15 protein-coding genes are annotated in these 14,410 nt (G+C 72.4%); 10 read left to right on the forward strand and 5 right to left on the reverse strand.

Annotation, left to right across the window (positions count from 1 at the left end; all coding sequences use genetic code 11):
• Positions 1-107: 107 nt before the first annotated feature.
• Both ACIBQ8_RS31385 and ACIBQ8_RS31390 read right to left on the reverse strand, forming a co-directional pair.
• Entirely contained in the window at positions 108-824 is a 717-nt protein-coding gene (locus ACIBQ8_RS31385; RefSeq protein ID WP_397193669.1) for a hypothetical protein, read from the reverse strand.
• A gap of 14 nt (positions 825-838) precedes the next feature.
• On the reverse strand, positions 839-1,393 hold the full coding sequence (locus tag ACIBQ8_RS31390) for a papain-like cysteine protease family protein (RefSeq protein WP_397179279.1): 555 nt from the start codon (positions 1,391-1,393) through the stop codon (positions 839-841).
• Positions 1,394-1,554: 161 nt separating this feature from the next.
• On the opposite strand from ACIBQ8_RS31390, the gene ACIBQ8_RS31395 reads away from it, so the two are divergent.
• From ACIBQ8_RS31395 to ACIBQ8_RS31415, 5 genes are all read left to right on the forward strand, one after another.
• A complete protein-coding gene (locus ACIBQ8_RS31395) occupies positions 1,555-2,463 on the forward strand; it encodes a hypothetical protein (protein ID WP_397179280.1) in 909 nt (302 codons plus the stop codon).
• Positions 2,464-2,541: 78 nt separating this feature from the next.
• A complete protein-coding gene (locus ACIBQ8_RS31400) occupies positions 2,542-3,450 on the forward strand; it encodes an NADP-dependent oxidoreductase (protein ID WP_397193670.1) in 909 nt (302 codons plus the stop codon).
• A 154-nt stretch (positions 3,451-3,604) separates the two neighbouring features.
• Positions 3,605-3,757, forward strand: a complete 153-nt coding sequence (locus ACIBQ8_RS31405; RefSeq protein WP_397179282.1) for a hypothetical protein — start codon at positions 3,605-3,607, stop codon at positions 3,755-3,757.
• 230 nt (positions 3,758-3,987) lie between these two features.
• Entirely contained in the window at positions 3,988-7,941 is a 3,954-nt protein-coding gene (locus ACIBQ8_RS31410; protein WP_397193671.1) for a metallophosphoesterase, read from the forward strand.
• Between the two features lie 72 nt (positions 7,942-8,013).
• Positions 8,014-9,141 carry a HupE/UreJ family protein gene (locus ACIBQ8_RS31415; protein WP_397193672.1) on the forward strand — a complete coding sequence of 376 codons (1,128 nt, stop codon included), beginning with the start codon at positions 8,014-8,016 and terminating at the stop codon, positions 9,139-9,141.
• Here the strand turns inward: ACIBQ8_RS31415 and ACIBQ8_RS31420 are convergent.
• Positions 9,098-10,072 carry a hypothetical protein gene (locus ACIBQ8_RS31420; RefSeq protein WP_397193673.1) on the reverse strand — a complete coding sequence of 325 codons (975 nt, stop codon included), beginning with the start codon at positions 10,070-10,072 and terminating at the stop codon, positions 9,098-9,100. The genes ACIBQ8_RS31415 and ACIBQ8_RS31420 overlap by 44 nt on opposite strands.
• A gap of 90 nt (positions 10,073-10,162) precedes the next feature.
• Between ACIBQ8_RS31420 and ACIBQ8_RS31425 the strand changes: the two genes are divergently transcribed.
• Positions 10,163-10,615, forward strand: coding sequence for a MarR family winged helix-turn-helix transcriptional regulator (locus ACIBQ8_RS31425; protein ID WP_397179286.1), 453 nt, complete (start codon positions 10,163-10,165; stop codon positions 10,613-10,615).
• The gene (locus ACIBQ8_RS31430; protein WP_397179287.1) at positions 10,612-11,361 is read left to right on the forward strand and encodes an SDR family oxidoreductase; all 750 of its coding nucleotides are present in this window, start codon (positions 10,612-10,614) and stop codon (positions 11,359-11,361) included. The genes ACIBQ8_RS31425 and ACIBQ8_RS31430 overlap by 4 nt, the downstream gene beginning before the upstream one ends.
• A 12-nt stretch (positions 11,362-11,373) precedes the next feature.
• Here the strand turns inward: ACIBQ8_RS31430 and ACIBQ8_RS31435 are convergent, their stop codons facing one another.
• Positions 11,374-11,838, reverse strand: a complete 465-nt coding sequence (locus tag ACIBQ8_RS31435) for an AAA family ATPase (RefSeq protein ID WP_364336419.1) — start codon at positions 11,836-11,838, stop codon at positions 11,374-11,376.
• An 84-nt stretch (positions 11,839-11,922) separates the two neighbouring features.
• Between ACIBQ8_RS31435 and ACIBQ8_RS31440 the strand changes: the two genes are divergently transcribed.
• Together ACIBQ8_RS31440 and ACIBQ8_RS31445 are read left to right on the forward strand one after the other, a co-directional pair.
• Positions 11,923-12,261, forward strand: a complete 339-nt coding sequence (locus ACIBQ8_RS31440) for a hypothetical protein (protein ID WP_397179288.1) — start codon at positions 11,923-11,925, stop codon at positions 12,259-12,261.
• The gene (locus ACIBQ8_RS31445) at positions 12,254-12,778 is read left to right on the forward strand and encodes a TetR/AcrR family transcriptional regulator (RefSeq protein WP_397193674.1); all 525 of its coding nucleotides are present in this window, start codon (positions 12,254-12,256) and stop codon (positions 12,776-12,778) included. Before ACIBQ8_RS31440 ends, ACIBQ8_RS31445 begins: the two co-directional genes overlap by 8 nt.
• 15 nt (positions 12,779-12,793) lie before the next feature.
• Here the strand turns inward: ACIBQ8_RS31445 and ACIBQ8_RS31450 are convergent, their stop codons facing one another.
• Positions 12,794-13,339, reverse strand: a complete 546-nt coding sequence (locus tag ACIBQ8_RS31450) for a TetR/AcrR family transcriptional regulator (protein WP_397193675.1) — start codon at positions 13,337-13,339, stop codon at positions 12,794-12,796.
• 93 nt (positions 13,340-13,432) lie between these two features.
• Between ACIBQ8_RS31450 and ACIBQ8_RS31455 the strand changes: the two genes are divergently transcribed.
• Positions 13,433-14,341 carry a TIGR03620 family F420-dependent LLM class oxidoreductase gene (locus tag ACIBQ8_RS31455; protein WP_397193676.1) on the forward strand — a complete coding sequence of 303 codons (909 nt, stop codon included), beginning with the start codon at positions 13,433-13,435 and terminating at the stop codon, positions 14,339-14,341.
• The last annotated feature ends 69 nt before the right edge of the window (positions 14,342-14,410 follow it).

Here is a 14,410-nt window from a genome sequence, read left to right on the forward strand (position 1 = left end):
GCGGGCGGGCGGCGGGGGAGGGCATGAGTAGCGGCTACTCAGAAAAAGGCGGCCCGCGCCTCCGCCGAGATGGCCGCCGGAGGCGCGGGCCGTGCAACCGGATCTCGTCAGGTGCGGCGCCCGCGCAGCAGGCGAATGGTGATCACCGCGCCGAGCAGGACCACGGCGCCCACGACCCAGGGCAAGGGGGTGCTCCCCGGGCCGGGGACGCCGTAGCCGCCCGCGTAGCCGTCCCTGGCGTAGGAGCTGCCGGGGAGCTTGGCGGCGTAGCGCTGTCGTACCAGCTGCCGGTAGTCGGCCACGGGGACGCCCGCCCGGCCCACCGACTGCGCGGCCTCGTCGTTGAGCGGCACGACCGTGCCGTCGCGCACGGCGTACCAGGCGTTGAGCTGCGGCTCGCGGAACACGGTGCCGGTCTGGCCCGCGTACCGCTGTTCGTCGCCGCCGCTGGCGATGTTGCTGACCACCCACGACCCCCGGCGGTCGCGGGTGGTCCAGACGGAGGCGGTCTGCCCGTCCGGCGCGGTGGCCCCGGTGGCGAGGAAGGCGAAGCGGGCGATCTCCGCCGACCGTCCGGCCACGAAGTCCGGGTTGAGGTCGTTGACGGCGACCGTGGGGCCGTCCACCCGCGCGGCCACCGGCGCCAGGCTGGTCTGCCTGCCCTGGCCGGCGAAGAAGCGGCCGACCGTGTCGCCGGCGCCCGCGGCGGCGGCCCTGGCGGCCTCCACGTCGGCCTGGCTGGGCGCGCCGGGGTCGGCCAGCGCCGGGCTCGGGACCCACAGGAACAGCGCGGTCAGGGCCGCGACCGCTGCGAAGAGCTTCATGTCGATGGCCTCCTTCACGCGCCGATGTAGTCGAGCGAGTGGGTCCAGAAGAACGAGGAGTTGGAGACGTAGTAGTTGTAGGTGGACCAGTTGTAGCGGGTGCTGGACGGCCACGGGTTGCTCCAGTACACGTACGACGAGCTCTGGTCGTAGCCGTAGATGACCTCCATGTGGCCGCCGCCGCTGGTCCACTGGATGCGGGCCATGATCGGGCGGTCGGCGTCGATCTCCCGGACGATGGCGGCGTAGGTCAGGTAGTCGTAGACGTACACGCCGGGGTTGATGCCGATCTGGCGGAAGGCGGTCTGGTCGTTGCCGAGGGTGGCCTGGTTGTTCGGGCAGCTGGTGTTGACGCCGCGGTTGAAGGCCAGGTTGCAGAACTGGTTCTGGCTGTAGGAGTACCCGTAGTAGGCGGCGACGGAGTTGCCCGTCGCGGCCCAGCACCAGTTGGAGTACTGCTGCGACTGCTGGGTGAAGTTCAGCTTGTACCAGGACGCGGCCTCGGCCGGGGGGCTGCTCGCGATCCAGGTGGCCGCCGCTAGGGCGAGGGCCACGGCCAGGCGGAACATAGGCGCTCCTTCTGCTGGGGGGTGCTGCGAAGGATGTTCGACCTGCGGAGATGGCCGGACAAGAGGGAGCGGATTTCCCTGACAGATCACTGTGGAAGGTGACATTTCATGACGTTCATGAAGTGATGACGAATCTGTGGAAATCTGTGAACATTCACAACGTGGCGGATGAGCTCCAGGCCGCGCTGCGCGCCGGCCCCTTTCACGTCGCCCTGCGGGCCGCGGTCGGAGCGCGGGGGCTGACCCTCGAACGGCTGCGCCACCGGCTGGCACAGCGCGGCCTCCACGTCGGGGTGAGCACGCTGAGCTACTGGCAGCAGGGCCTGCGCCGGCCGGAGCGCGAGGAGTCGTTGCGGGCCGTGGGGGCCCTGGAGGAGATCCTCGACCTGCCGCCGCGCTCGCTGATCGGGCTGCTCGGGCCGCCGAAGCCGCGCGGCCGCGCGCCCGGGGTGGCGTACTCGACCCTGTTCCGGCCCGCCCAGGTGGTCTCCGCCATGCTGGACGAGCTGGACGCGGTGGCCGACGACCGCCGCCTGCACATCGCCGTGATGTACGAGTCGCTGCGCATCGGCCCCGACCGCAGCCTCACCACCCGCGAGACCACGCAGGTGGTGCAGGCCCACGAGGAGGGCGCCGACCGCTACATCATGATCTACCGCGGCGACGCCGGCTGCGACGTGGACCGGGTCACCGTCGCCGCCCTGGAGGACTGCCGCGTCGGCCGCGTCACCAGGGACGGCGAGACCGCCACGGTGGTCGCCGAGCTGCTGTTCGACCGGTCGCTGCGGGTCGGCGACACCCACGTCCTGCGGTACGAGATCGCCGACCTCAGCGGCGCCGAGTCCTGCTTCTACGAGCGCGGCTTCCGCTTCCCGGCCGGCCAGTACGTGCTGCGCGTCGCCTTCGACCCGGTCGAGCTGCCGGTGCGCATCCACCGCTTCGCCCGCCGCGGACCCGGCGGCGGCGAGCTGACCGCCTCCGAGCTGACGCTGAACGCCCAGCACGCCGTCCACCTGATGGCCGCCGCCCTCCAGCCGGGCCTGGTCGGGATCCGGTGGGCCTGGCCCTGACCGGCGCGTCGCTGTCACACTTCGGGCCGCCGTCCCGTCCTGTCGCCGACAATGACGATGAACGGAGAGGCGATGACCATGAGAGCGATACGCGCGCACCGGCCCGGCGGCGACCTGGTCCTGGAGGACGTGCCCGTGCCGCGCCCGGCCACCGGCGACGTGGTGGTGCGCGTGCACGCGGCCGGTTTCGTCCCTGACGAGCTGGACTGGCCGGGCACCTGGACCGACCGGGCAGGGCGGGACCGCGCGCCGTCCGTGCCCGCCCACGAGGTGGCCGGCGTGGTGTCCGAGGTCGCCTACGGCACCACCGGCCTGTCCGTGGGCGACCGCGTCTTCGGCCTGACCGACTGGCACCGCGACGGCGGCGCGGCGGAGTACGTCGCGGTCGAGGCGCGTGATTTGGCCCCGATCCCCCCGAACGTCACCTTCACCGAGGCGGCCGCGCTGCCCCTCGCCGGGCTGACCGCCTGGCAGGGCCTGTTCACGCACGGCGGCCTGGAGGCGGGCCGGACGGTCGTCGTCCACGGCGCGGGCGGCGGCACGGGCACGCTGGCCGTCCAGCTCGCCCGCCGGGCCGGCGCGCACGTCATCGCCACCGGACGGGGGCGCGTCGCGGGCCTGGCGGTGGAGCTGGGGGCGCACGAGTTCGTCGACCTGGAGCGGCAGCCGTTCGAGGAGGCGGTCGAGCCGGTGGACCTGATCTTCGACACGATCGGCGGCGACCTGCTCGCCCGCTCGGCGGCCAAGGTCAAGCCGGGGGGAGCGCTGGTCTCGATCACCGCGCCGCCGCCGGTCGTGCCCGAGGGCGGGCGGGCGGTGTTCTTCATCGTCGAGCCCGACCGCGCCCAGCTCGCCGAGCTGGCCGCGCGGGCCGGGGCCGGGCTGCTGCGCGCCCACGTCGGCGCGGTGTACCCGCTGGCCGAGACCGGGCGGGCGTTCCGCGACAAGCGCGGCGGCGTGCCGGGGAAGGCCGTGATCGAGATCTGACGACGACGCCGGGCGATCGGCGTCACATGTATGGATATTTCGGGCTATTGAGGAAACCTTGACCGGCCTGCCGTATGACCGTCCGGGCCACGGGCACGCGCAGTTACGGAGCCAAGCGACCCGCTGACTCCGCGTACCGAAGGAAGGAACCGTCATGCCGCAGAGCAAGGCCCGCAAGACGAAGACGGGCGACAAGGACAAGGACAAGAGCCGGAGCTCCTCGACCCAGAGCCGCACCGGCACCGACAAGAAGTCCTCCGGCAACAAGTCCCAGGAAGGCAAGAACCTCCCGGGGCACCAGAGCTGAGCCTGAGCGGCACGACGGCGTGACACCCGGCCCGCGGGCCGCGGGTCACGCCGTCTCTCTTGTCGGGGTTGTTCCTGTCTGTGGACAGATGACCAGAATGAGGAGACAGTTCCCCGCCCCTTCAGTCTCTCCATGCACAACGTTCACCCGTGCGCTCCAACGTGTCCGCTCGAAGGGCACGCCGCCTCATCGGCTGCCCGTGAACGTCATGGAAGGACCCGATGCAGCCGATGGCAGCACGACAGTTATCAGGCGGTTCGAGGAGCGGGGGACGGCTCGTCGTCACCACCGCGTTCGCGGCGGTGCTGGTGGGCGGCCTCGTCACGGCGGCGTACGCCGACCCGGGGGAGCAGGGCCGCGGCCGGCCGACCCCCACCCCGACGAGCACCCCCGCCCCGCCCGCGCTCACCCCCGCCACCGGCTCCTACCTGGAGGGCACCGCGAAGGTCGCCGCCGTCCCGGTCACGGCCGGCGACAGCGTCACGAAGCTCGACCTCGACGGCGCCCCCGTCACCGCCACCGCGACGGTGGGCGTCTCCAAGCTGGCCTTCGACGTCGGCTCGAACTCCACCGAGGCGCAGTACCACAGCTACGTGCAGGTCAACGGCGGATACAAGGCCGAGATCGGCAACTTCGCCAATCAGCGGGCCACCATCGAGATCCCGAACGAGCACCTGGTCAAGGGCGAGAACACGGTCGAGATCGTGGTCGGCACGATCCAGTCGTCCTGCGGCCAGAACCACGACGACTTCGTGCTCTCGGACGTGGGCCTCGAACTGCTCGGGGAGGTGGCCGACGGCGAGGACAACCCGTACACGCTCAACTTCGGCGACGGCAACTGCGGCAGCAACACCACGCTGCTCAAGCGCGCCACCCTCAAGTTCTTCACCCAGTCCGACCCGCGGGGCACGACCGGCCTCGCCGCCGACCTGGACACCACCGGGCTGGCCAACGGCGAGCACGTCCTCAGCGCCGCCACCGCGGCGGGCGCGACCGTCCGCAACACCGTGACGGTGAACAACGCCCCGGCCGGCGCGCCGCGGCTGATGCCCACCGACGGCACCCTCGTGGCCGGCGTCAGGACGGTGAACGCGACCGTCCCGGCGGCCGGCGCGGGCGGCGTCGAGTCGCTGACCGTGGACGGCGGCAAGCCGGTCACCAGGGCCACGCTCGGCAACGGCGCCGCCATGCTCGCCTTCGACGTCGGCGCGGACTCGATCGACGACAAGTACGACGACTTCCTGCTGGTCAACGGCAAGCGCATCGACCTGGGCGGCACCTGGGCGAGCCGGCGGGTGACCGTCGCGGTCCCGGCCAGGTTCCTGACGCCGGGCGAGAACACGATCAAGGTCGTCACCGGCGACTACAAGGACGCCTGCGGCGTCAACCGCGACGACTTCACGATCGCGAACCTCGCCCTGACCCTCGACGGCGCCACGGTGACCGGGAAGGACGTCAAGCCCTCGTACGCGCTGGGCGACGGCGACTGCGGCAGCGACCAGGCCCTGCCGCGCGAGGCCGAGCTGCGCTACACGATCGACGCCCCGGCCGTGCACGTCACCGAGACGCTCGGCGCGGGCCAGGCGACGCTCGGCTTCACGGTGGGCAGCAACTCGATCGAGGCCCGCTACCAGAACTTCGTGCTGGTCAACGGCCAGAAGGTGGTGCTCGACGGCGACTTCGTGAGCCGCCGGGTGGACCTGCCGATCCCGAACGAGTACCTCGTGCCCGGCTGGAACACGATCGACTTCGTGGCCGGCACGTACCCGACGTCCTGCGGCGCCAACCGGGACGACTTCGCGATCTCCAACATCGTTCTCACCCCGGCGCAGGGCACCGCGGCCGGCCAGATGATCAAGCCGTCGTACGCCATGGGCGACGGCAACTGCGGCGACACGGCGAACCCGCTGACCGAGATCGACCTGGAGTTCCTGGTGGACGCCCCGGCTCGCGGCCTGCGCGCCGACCTCGACACCACCGCGATCAAGGACGGCCGGCACACCCTGGCGGCCAGGTCCACCTCCGGCCAGACCGCCGAACGCGTCCTGATCACCGACAACTCCGCGCCGAAGGTCGCGCGCAGCGTCCCCGCCGCGGACGAGAAGATCACCGCGACGGTCGTCCTGGACGTCAAGCTCGAAGACGCCTCCGGCGTCGTGTCCGGGCCGGACGTCAAGCTCGACGGCCAGGCCGTGGAGCTGGGCGCCCGGATCGGCCCCGGGCTGAAGGCGGGCCGGCACACGCTGTCGGTCACCGGCGCCGACGGGCTCGGCAACACCGCGGCCCGGGAGATCGTCTTCGAGTCGGCCGGCATCCCGGACGCCCCCGCCGAGCTCACGCCGGCCTCCGGGACGGCCGACGTGACCGGCCCCGTCACGCTGTCGGCCAAGGTCGGCGAGCCCGGCGGCGGCCCGGTGACGGCCACCTTCTCCGAGGCCAAGATCCTCACCCCGGACGAGGCGTACCAGGGCACGGCCACGACGCTGCCCACGACGCTCAAAGTGCCGGGCGAGCAGCGGATCACGGCCGACGGGCTGGAGCCCGGCGACGGCCGCACGCTCGACGCCCCCACCGGCCGCGACCTCGTCTACCAGCGCTTCGACGTCAAGGTGCAGGGCCACGTGGACGCGCCCGTGCTGCGCTGGGAGGGCGTCGTCGACCCCGAGCGCCTGGCTTCGCTGCGGGCCTGGAACACCGAGGCCAAGGCGTGGGACCTGCTGACCAGCGCCCGCGGCGGGGCCGACGGCAGGACCGTCCTGACCGCCGTCGTCGGCCCCGAGTACGTGGACCGGCAGCGGGTGCACGTCATGGTGACCGGCGAGGACCCGTTCGCCGACGACATCGACCCCGGCGACCCGAACGGCTTCGCCGACCCCGCCACCTACGACTTCTCGATCGTGCACTTCACCGACACCCAGTACATCTCCGAGGGCGCGGTGGAGCAGGAGACCCCGCAGGAGCGCGCGGTGTGGGAGTCGGCCTACGCCGGCATCGTCAACTGGATCACCGCCAACAAGGACCAGCGCAAGATCTCCTACGTCGCCCACACCGGCGACATCATCGAGAACAACATCCGCAAGCCCGCCGACGAGGCCACCCAGCGCGAGGTCGTCGGCGAGTTCGAGGTGTCGTCGAAGCAGCAGCGCGTGCTCGACCAGGCGAACATCCCGAACGGCGTCATCGCCGGCAACCACGACAACCAGTCGGGCACCGAGGACGGCCCCGGCGCGATCTACAACAGGTACTACGGCCCGTCCCGCTACCAGGACGCCTCCCAGGGCTGGCGGCACGCCAAGTACGGCGGCCCGTGGAAGGAGGGCGACAACCAGAACCACTACGACCTGTTCTCCGCGGGCGGCCTGGACTTCGTGGTCGTCGGCCTGTCGTACGGCGTGACCAGGGAGGAGGCCGAGTGGGCCGACTCGGTCTTCAAGAAGTTCCCCGACCGCAACGGCATCCTGCTCTCGCACGACTACCTCGTGCCGAGCACCAGCCCCGACGGCCGCGGCGCCGCCTTCTCCGCCCCCGACGGCTCGATGCTCTACAAGACGGTGGTGGAGAAGAACCCGAACGTCTTCCTCATCCTGGCCGGTCACGAGCACGGCGTGGGCACCAACGTGAAGCCGAGGGTCGGCCAGGTCGGCAACGGCGTGGTCGAGCTGCTGGCCGACTACCAGTTCTACACGGTCTCGGCCGACCGGCTCGGGCTCACCGAGGTCGGCGGCTACAAGCCGGAGGACCAGCTCCAGTTCGGGGCCAGCTACTTCCGGCTGCTGCAGTTCGACGTCAAGCGGGCCGAGCTGAGCGTGGACACCTACTCGCCGCTGCTCGGCGACTTCGGCGCCGGCGAGTTCGACCCGCTGCGCCGCTACGACGGGCGCGAGGACAACATGGTCCTGCCCGTCGACCTCACCACCCGGACGACGAGCTTCAGGACCGACTCCCTGGCGCTCTACAAGCCGACGAAGATCATCGGCAGGAGCGCCGCAGCCTCGGGCCAGGTCGCCTCGGTGACCTGGCAGCATCTCAAGGACGACACGGCCTACGCCTGGTTCGTCACGGCCCGTTCCGCGGGCGGCGGCGTCACCGCGTCCGAGCCGAGCGTCTTCGTCACCAAGGACGAGCACGGACGTCCCGGCAAGTGGGACAAGGACTCGCCCATGTACCGCTGGTTCACCCGCTGATCCGCCCCCCCGCGCCGCCCCGGGCCCGCGCCCGGGGCGGCGCCCTTCCCCCTGATCCTGGAGACACGAGACATGCCTCGCAGGCGCTGGCCGTACGCCGTCGTCCTGGCCGTCATCCTGTGCGCGGCGCTGGCCGACCTGCTGCATCCCGCCCCCGCGGCGGCGCACGACGCGACCACGAAGGCCCACGCCGAGGTGACCGGCACCGCCACCGACGTCAGGGTCGTGCTGGACCTGGAGTACGACCTGCTGATGAAGTCCGCCTGGCTCTACGCCGAGGCGTACGAGGCCAAGGAGCGCGCCGAGCAGCTCCGGCAGCTCGCGGTCAACCGCGACGCCGTGTTCGGCTACGTCACCCGGCGCTTCGCCGTCGCCCGCGCCGACCGGCCGTGCGTCCCCCGGCAGGTGGGCGGGGCGGACGTGCACCCGCGCGGCAAGGCCGCCTTCGCGACACTGACCCTCGCCTACGCCTGCCCGGCGGTGGACGGGGGCGAGCACACGATCTCCAGCGCCCTGTTCCCCGACGCCGAGACGTTCGTCCACAGCACCCAGACGCTCCTGCGCTACGACCTGGCCGGCGAGCGGGGCTCGGCCGTCCTGACCGCCGCGAGCCCGACCCTGCGCCTGGCCGAACGCGCGCCGGCCGGCCAGATCGGGGAGTTCTTCCTGCTCGGCGTCGAGCACCTCGCTCTCGGGCTGGACCACGTCTTCTTCCTGCTCACCCTGATCATCGGCGCCCGCGGCGCGCGTGACGTCGTGGTCACCGCCTCCGCCTTCACGGTCGCCCACAGCATCACGTTCCTGCTGGCCGCGATGGGCGTGGTGGCCGTGCCGGCGGCGGTGGTCGAGCCGGTGATCGCCGCCTCGATCGTCGTCGTCGCGGTCGCGAACCTGCTGGGCCGCGACCGGCCGGGCGCCTGGCGGCTGCCCGTCGTCTTCGCCTTCGGCCTGATGCACGGGCTGGGCTTCGCGGGCGCGCTCGACATCCGCGAGAGCGGGTCGTGGGAGCTGCTGCTGTCGCTGCTGAGCTTCAACGTCGGGATCGAGGTGACCCAGCTCGCGATCATCGCCGTGCTCTTCCCGCTGCTGGTGCTGCTGCGGCGGACGGCCGCGGCCCGCTGGACGGTGGCCGCGGTGTCGCTGTCGATCGTGGCGGTCAGCCTGTACTGGTTCCTCGACCGGGTCCCGCTCCCGCTCTGAGCGCCCACAGGCGGCCGGCTCCCCAGGCGAGCAGGGCCAGCACGCCGACCAGCAGGTATTCGATGGCCGGGATCCTGATCGCCTCGTTCGTGCCGGCGAGGTCGCCGCGCAGGGCGTACACGGCGATCAGGGCCGCCCCGTAGCAGCCGGTCAGCGCCCAGCGGGCGGCGCGGGACAGGCCCAGGCCGTGCATCTGGGTGATCACGAAGACGCCGAGGAAGCCGAACAGGAACATCGGCCACAATCCGTCCGGGCCCGAGGTCATGACGGCCACCAGGGTGCCGTGGACCACGACGGCCAGCTCCAGCGTCACCGTCCAGTAGCGGTTGGTGTGCGCCCTGGTGAGGAAGAGGCTGCCTTGGAGCAGCAGCAGGAACATGTAGAAGAAGCCGATCAGGTGGCCGGGCGTGGACTCGGCCGGGTGGTACCAGAAGGTGTAGACCGCCGCCCAGCTGAACAGGTAGCCGTGGTACCGGCGGGCGAAGTCGACGATCTCCCGCCTGATGGGCGCGGGCCGGCCGAGGAACAGGCCGCGCCGCCGGTTCTCCATGATCAGGACGACGACCAGCAGGAGGACGACCGAGCCCTGGGAGCTGTAGATCGACACGTCCTGGGCCAGGCCGTCGTAGAACAGGTGGGTCTGCACGGTGTGCAGGGCGACGAACCCGGCGTTCACCGCCAGCGCGACCATGTTGACCGGGTGGAGACCGGCGGAGTAGCGGCGGACCCGGGTCTGGGCGTGGTGGATGAGCCACCAGAACACGAGCTGGTGGGCGGCGTAACCGGCCCAGGCCGACAGCCTGGTCCACACGGTGGGCTCGGGCAGCTTCCAGTAGTACCAGGACGCGCCCTGGTCGGGCAGCAGCACGACGTCGTCCAGCCACCGGCCCAGGAACCAGATCAGGCCGGTCAGGACGGCGCTCGCGACCACCCCCGCGACGAGTACCGTCTCAGGGCGGATCGCGGCTAACGTTTTCTTTCTACGATGGAATACTTCCACGATAGAAATATAAGGGGTGACATGACGGCCTACGACCTGATGGTCCTCATCCGCCGGCTCAACGTGGAGAGCGACCGGTTCGTGGAGGGCTTCGCGGTCGGGCATCGGCTGCACAGGACCGACATGAACGCCCTGGTGGTCATCCTCGACGCCCACCTCGCCGGCCGGCCGCTCTCGCCCGGCGGGCTGGGGGCCGCGCTGAACCTCTCGGCCCCCGCCACCACCGCCCTCCTCGGCCGGCTGGAGCAGGCCGGGCACGTCGTGCGGCGGCGCGACGAGGGCGACCGCCGCAAGGTCGAGGTCGTCATGAACGAGCAGGCCGTCGAGTTGGCGGGCGCCTTCTTCGCGCCGCTCGTCCGGCGGCTGACCGCGGCGATCGACGCGTTCACCCCGGCCGAGCGCGAGGTCGTCGGCCGGTTTCTCGCGGACGCGATCGAGGCGACCGTGGCGGCCAGGAAGGAGCACGAGGCGTGAGCGCGTCCCGTTCGATCGTGATCACCGGCGGCACCCGCGGCCTCGGCTTCGGCCTCGCCCGCTCGCTGACCGCCCTCGGCCACCGGGTCACCGTGTGCGGCGCCGACCCGGACCGCGTGGCCGCGGCGGGGGCCGAGCTCGGCGTGCCGGCCGTGGTGGCCGACGTCGCCGACCGCGCCCGCCTCCAGGACCTCTGGGACGAGGCCGTACGGCGGCACGGCCGGGTGGACATCTGGGTCAACAACGCCGGGATCTCCCACGACCGCCTCCCGCTGTGGCGGCTGCCCGCCGACGAGGCCCGCGCGGTGACCGAGGTCAACCTGCTGGGCACGGTCAACGGCTGCGCGGTGGCGGTGGCCGGCATGGCGGCGCAGGACGGCGGCGGCCACGTCTGGAACATGGAGGGGCTGGGCGGCGACGGCCGGACGGTGCCCGGACTCGCCGTCTACGGCGCCACCAAGCGGGCCGTGACATACCTGACCAGGGCGCTGGCCAAGGAGGCCCCCGACGGGGTGACGGCGGGCCTGCTCAGCCCCGGCATGGTGATGACCGACCTGCTGACGCACGGCTACTCGGCGGCCGAGCGGGAACGGTCGGCCCGCATCTTCGCCATCCTCGCCGACCCGGTGGAGACGGTGGCGCCGTGGCTGGCCGAACGGGTGGTCAGCCGGGCGCGGAACGGCGCCCACGTCCGCTGGCTGACCCCCGCCAAGATCGCCTACCGCTTCGCCACCCGCCGCCCCTGACCGGGCGCCGGTTCAGCCGTCCTGCCTGCGGACGAGGAAGCCGCCGCGGCCGTCGAACTCCACCGCGTACACCGCGTCGAAGCCGTCGGAGGCGCGCGGCCGGCGCAGCCGTCTGAGCGTGGCGAAGACGCCCACCTCGGGGACCCTGGCCCGGCCCGTCCGCTCGGCGTTGCGCTGGAGCGAGCCCTTGACGTTGGGCGGGAACCAGTAGGCCACCACCCGCGCGCCGTGCTCGCGGCCGGCCACGATGAGCGGCTGCCACTCCTCGGGCGAGGCGTTGGTGTTGTCCACGGCCACGTTCCGGTCCTCCTCCAGCGCCTCGCGGATCAGCCGGAGCTGGCGGTGCTGACGGCGGCGCGCGTTGGGGAAGTCGTCCTTGCTCACGTGCGCGTGCGTGGTGGCCAGGCAGCGCCGGTAGAAGGTGGACTTGCCGGAGGCCTGCAGGCCGATGAGCACGGCCACCTCCCGATCGATCATGGTTCCACCCTATTTGGTCCTGGACAGGCTAACGTCGTTAGCCTAGAGTTCCGGCTAACAGCGTTAGCTCCTAAGGAGGGCGTCATGACCGCGGTGACCGTCAGGCGGGTGGCCGGCCGTTCCGGGTGGGCGGCGCTCGCCGCCTTCTGCCTGGCGTTCCTCGTCTTCGAGGTGGTCAAGCACGGAGGCGCCACGCCGGTCAGCTCGGCGTTGTTCGTGCTGGCGCCGTACGCGACCAGGTTCGGCGGGCCGGCGGTGGCGCACGACCTCGCCCACCGTCCGTGGATCCCGCTGGCCGTGCTGGTCGGCTACTCGGTCTCGCCGCTGGGCTGGGTGCCGGTCTTCACGGCGGGGCTGGCCTGGATGACGTACGTCGCCGTCGCCCGTCTCCTCGGCCACGGCCCGCGGAGCGCGCGTGGCTGAGCTGTCGCCGCGGGCGGGGCAGATCGTCGCGGCGGCGCGGGAGCTGGTCGAGGCGGGCGGGTCGGACGCGCTGACCATGCGCGCGCTGGCCGCCCGGCTGGGGATCCGCGCGCCCTCGCTCTACAAGCACTTTCCCGACAAGTCGGCGGTGGAGGCCGAACTCATCGCCGTCGCCCTCGCCGAACTGGCCGCCGCCCTGGAAGGCGCCGAGCGGGACGGCCGTGGCGGGCTGGCGGTGCTCGGGCGGGCCTACCGGGCGTACGCGCTGGCCCATCCGCATCTGTACCGGCTGATGAGCGCGGGGCCGCTGCCGCGCGACCTGCTGCCCGCCGGGGTGGAGGAGCGGGCGGCGCTGCCGCTGGTCCGGATCGTGCGGGGCGAGGCCGCCGCCCGCGCGGTCTGGGGGCTGGCCCACGGCCTGGTCATGCTCGAACTCGACGGCCGCTTCCCGCCCGGCGCCGACATCGAGGCCGCCTGGGCCGCCGGGATGTCCGCGTTCGCGACGGCGGCCCGCTGAGGGGTCGTACGGGGGTCAGGGGCGGGGGTGGAGGCCGTCCAGGGTGAGGGTGAGGAGGCGGTCGGCGCGGGCCGGGTCGGAGGTGGCCTGGGCGATGCCCGCCGCCAGCTCGACCAGGTCGGCGACCTCGACGTCCGCGCGCACGGCCCCCGCCTCCTGGGCGGGCAGCAGCAGCCGGGTGGCGGCGGCGCGCAACATCGCCCAGCAGTCGACGCCCGCGCCGTCCTGGGTGAGCATCATCCGGGCACCGAGCCCCCGGTCGGTCATGGCGTGCGCGACCAGCGACCGCAGCCAGGCCACCAGCGCCTCGCCGGGCGGCAGCGCCCGGCCCGCCTCCTCCGCCCGCGCGCACAACCGGGTCAGCCGCCCCTCGAACACGGCCGCGAGCAGCGCCTCGCGGGTGGGGAAGTGCCGGTAGAGCGTGCCCGCCCCGACGCCGGCGCGTCTGGCGATCTCGTTGAGCGAGGCGTCCGGCCCCTCCTCGGCGACCACGGCGATGGCCGCCGCCACCAGTTGCTCGTAGTTGCGGCGCGCGTCGGCGCGCATGGCCCGTGCCGGCACTGGACACTCCCGCGGGTTGAAATCGGAGAACGTCTCCGATTATAGTCCCGGACGTAACCGGAGAAGTACTCCGCATAGACGGGACGGTGACCCATGACCGACGACGGACCCCGCCTGGGCAAGGTGGGCCTGTGGACGTTCGCCCTCGACGCCCGCCCCGCCGGAGAGGCGCAGGAGGCCGCGGCCGAGATCGAGGAGCTGGGGTACGGCGCCCTGTGGTTCGGCGAGGGGTTCGGCCGCGACTCGGTGAGCCAGTCGTGGCTGCTGCTCTCGGCGACCAGGCGGATCACGGTGGCCGCCGGCATCGCCAACATCGCCCTGCGCGACCCGATCTCCATGGCCGCCGCCGAACGGGCGCTCAACGAGGCCCACCCCGGCCGGTACGTCCTCGGCCTCGGCGGCCACCGCATCAGCGACGAGCCGATCCAGATGGACGGCTACAAGATCCCCAGCCTGGGCCGGGCGGTGACCACGATGGGCGGCTACCTCGACGCCATGGACGCCGTCCCGCTGGAATCGGCGGCCCCGGCGCACGCGCCGCGCCGCATGCTGGCCGCGCTCGGCCCGAAGATGCTGGGCCTGGCGGCCCGGCGTACGCTCGGCGCCCACACGTACTTCGTGCCCGTCGAGCACACCGCGCGGGCCAGGGAGGCGATGGGCCCCGGGGCGTTGCTGGCCGTCGAGCAGGCCGTCGTGCTGCACCACGACTCGGCCAGGGCCCGCGAGGTGGCCGCGGAGCACGTCTCCTTCTACCGGACGGGGGCGCCCCACCAGGCCGCCAGCCTGCGCAGGCTCGGCTTCGGCGAGGACGAGATCGAGCACGGCAGCGACAGGCTGGTGGACGCGATCGTGGCCCACGGCGACGCGGCGGCGATCGAGAAGCGCGTACGGGCCCACCTCGACGCGGGCGCCGACCACGTGTGCCTCCAGGTCCTCACCGACCGCCCCGGCGACGTGCCCCTCCCCGAATGGCGCGAACTCGCCGCTTTGACGGCCCTGTGACGACCATGCCCCCGGCCCGGACGGCGGGAGAGCCTGTTCGGACGGGGGCGGACCGTCAGGTGATCAACG

The sequence above is a fragment of the Nonomuraea sp. NPDC049646 genome, from assembly GCF_044465525.1.
GTDB lineage: Bacteria > Actinomycetota > Actinomycetes > Streptosporangiales > Streptosporangiaceae > Nonomuraea.

Excerpts from the sequence above, each read along its gene's own strand:
- ACIBQ8_RS31435 (WP_364336419.1), bottom strand. The coding sequence starts at position 11,838 with ATGATCGATCGGGAGGTGGCCGTGCTCATCGGCCTGCAGGCCTCCGGC.
- ACIBQ8_RS31455 (WP_397193676.1), top strand. The coding sequence starts at position 13,433 with ATGACCGACGACGGACCCCGCCTGGGCAAGGTGGGCCTGTGGACGTTC.
- ACIBQ8_RS31390 (WP_397179279.1), bottom strand. The coding sequence starts at position 1,393 with ATGTTCCGCCTGGCCGTGGCCCTCGCCCTAGCGGCGGCCACCTGGATC.
- ACIBQ8_RS31415 (WP_397193672.1), top strand. The coding sequence starts at position 8,014 with ATGCCTCGCAGGCGCTGGCCGTACGCCGTCGTCCTGGCCGTCATCCTG.
- ACIBQ8_RS31400 (WP_397193670.1), top strand. The coding sequence starts at position 2,542 with ATGAGAGCGATACGCGCGCACCGGCCCGGCGGCGACCTGGTCCTGGAG.
- ACIBQ8_RS31385 (WP_397193669.1), bottom strand. The coding sequence starts at position 824 with ATGAAGCTCTTCGCAGCGGTCGCGGCCCTGACCGCGCTGTTCCTGTGG.
- ACIBQ8_RS31405 (WP_397179282.1), top strand. The coding sequence starts at position 3,605 with ATGCCGCAGAGCAAGGCCCGCAAGACGAAGACGGGCGACAAGGACAAG.
- ACIBQ8_RS31410 (WP_397193671.1), top strand. The coding sequence starts at position 3,988 with ATGGCAGCACGACAGTTATCAGGCGGTTCGAGGAGCGGGGGACGGCTC.
- ACIBQ8_RS31425 (WP_397179286.1), top strand. The coding sequence starts at position 10,163 with ATGACGGCCTACGACCTGATGGTCCTCATCCGCCGGCTCAACGTGGAG.
- ACIBQ8_RS31440 (WP_397179288.1), top strand. The coding sequence starts at position 11,923 with ATGACCGCGGTGACCGTCAGGCGGGTGGCCGGCCGTTCCGGGTGGGCG.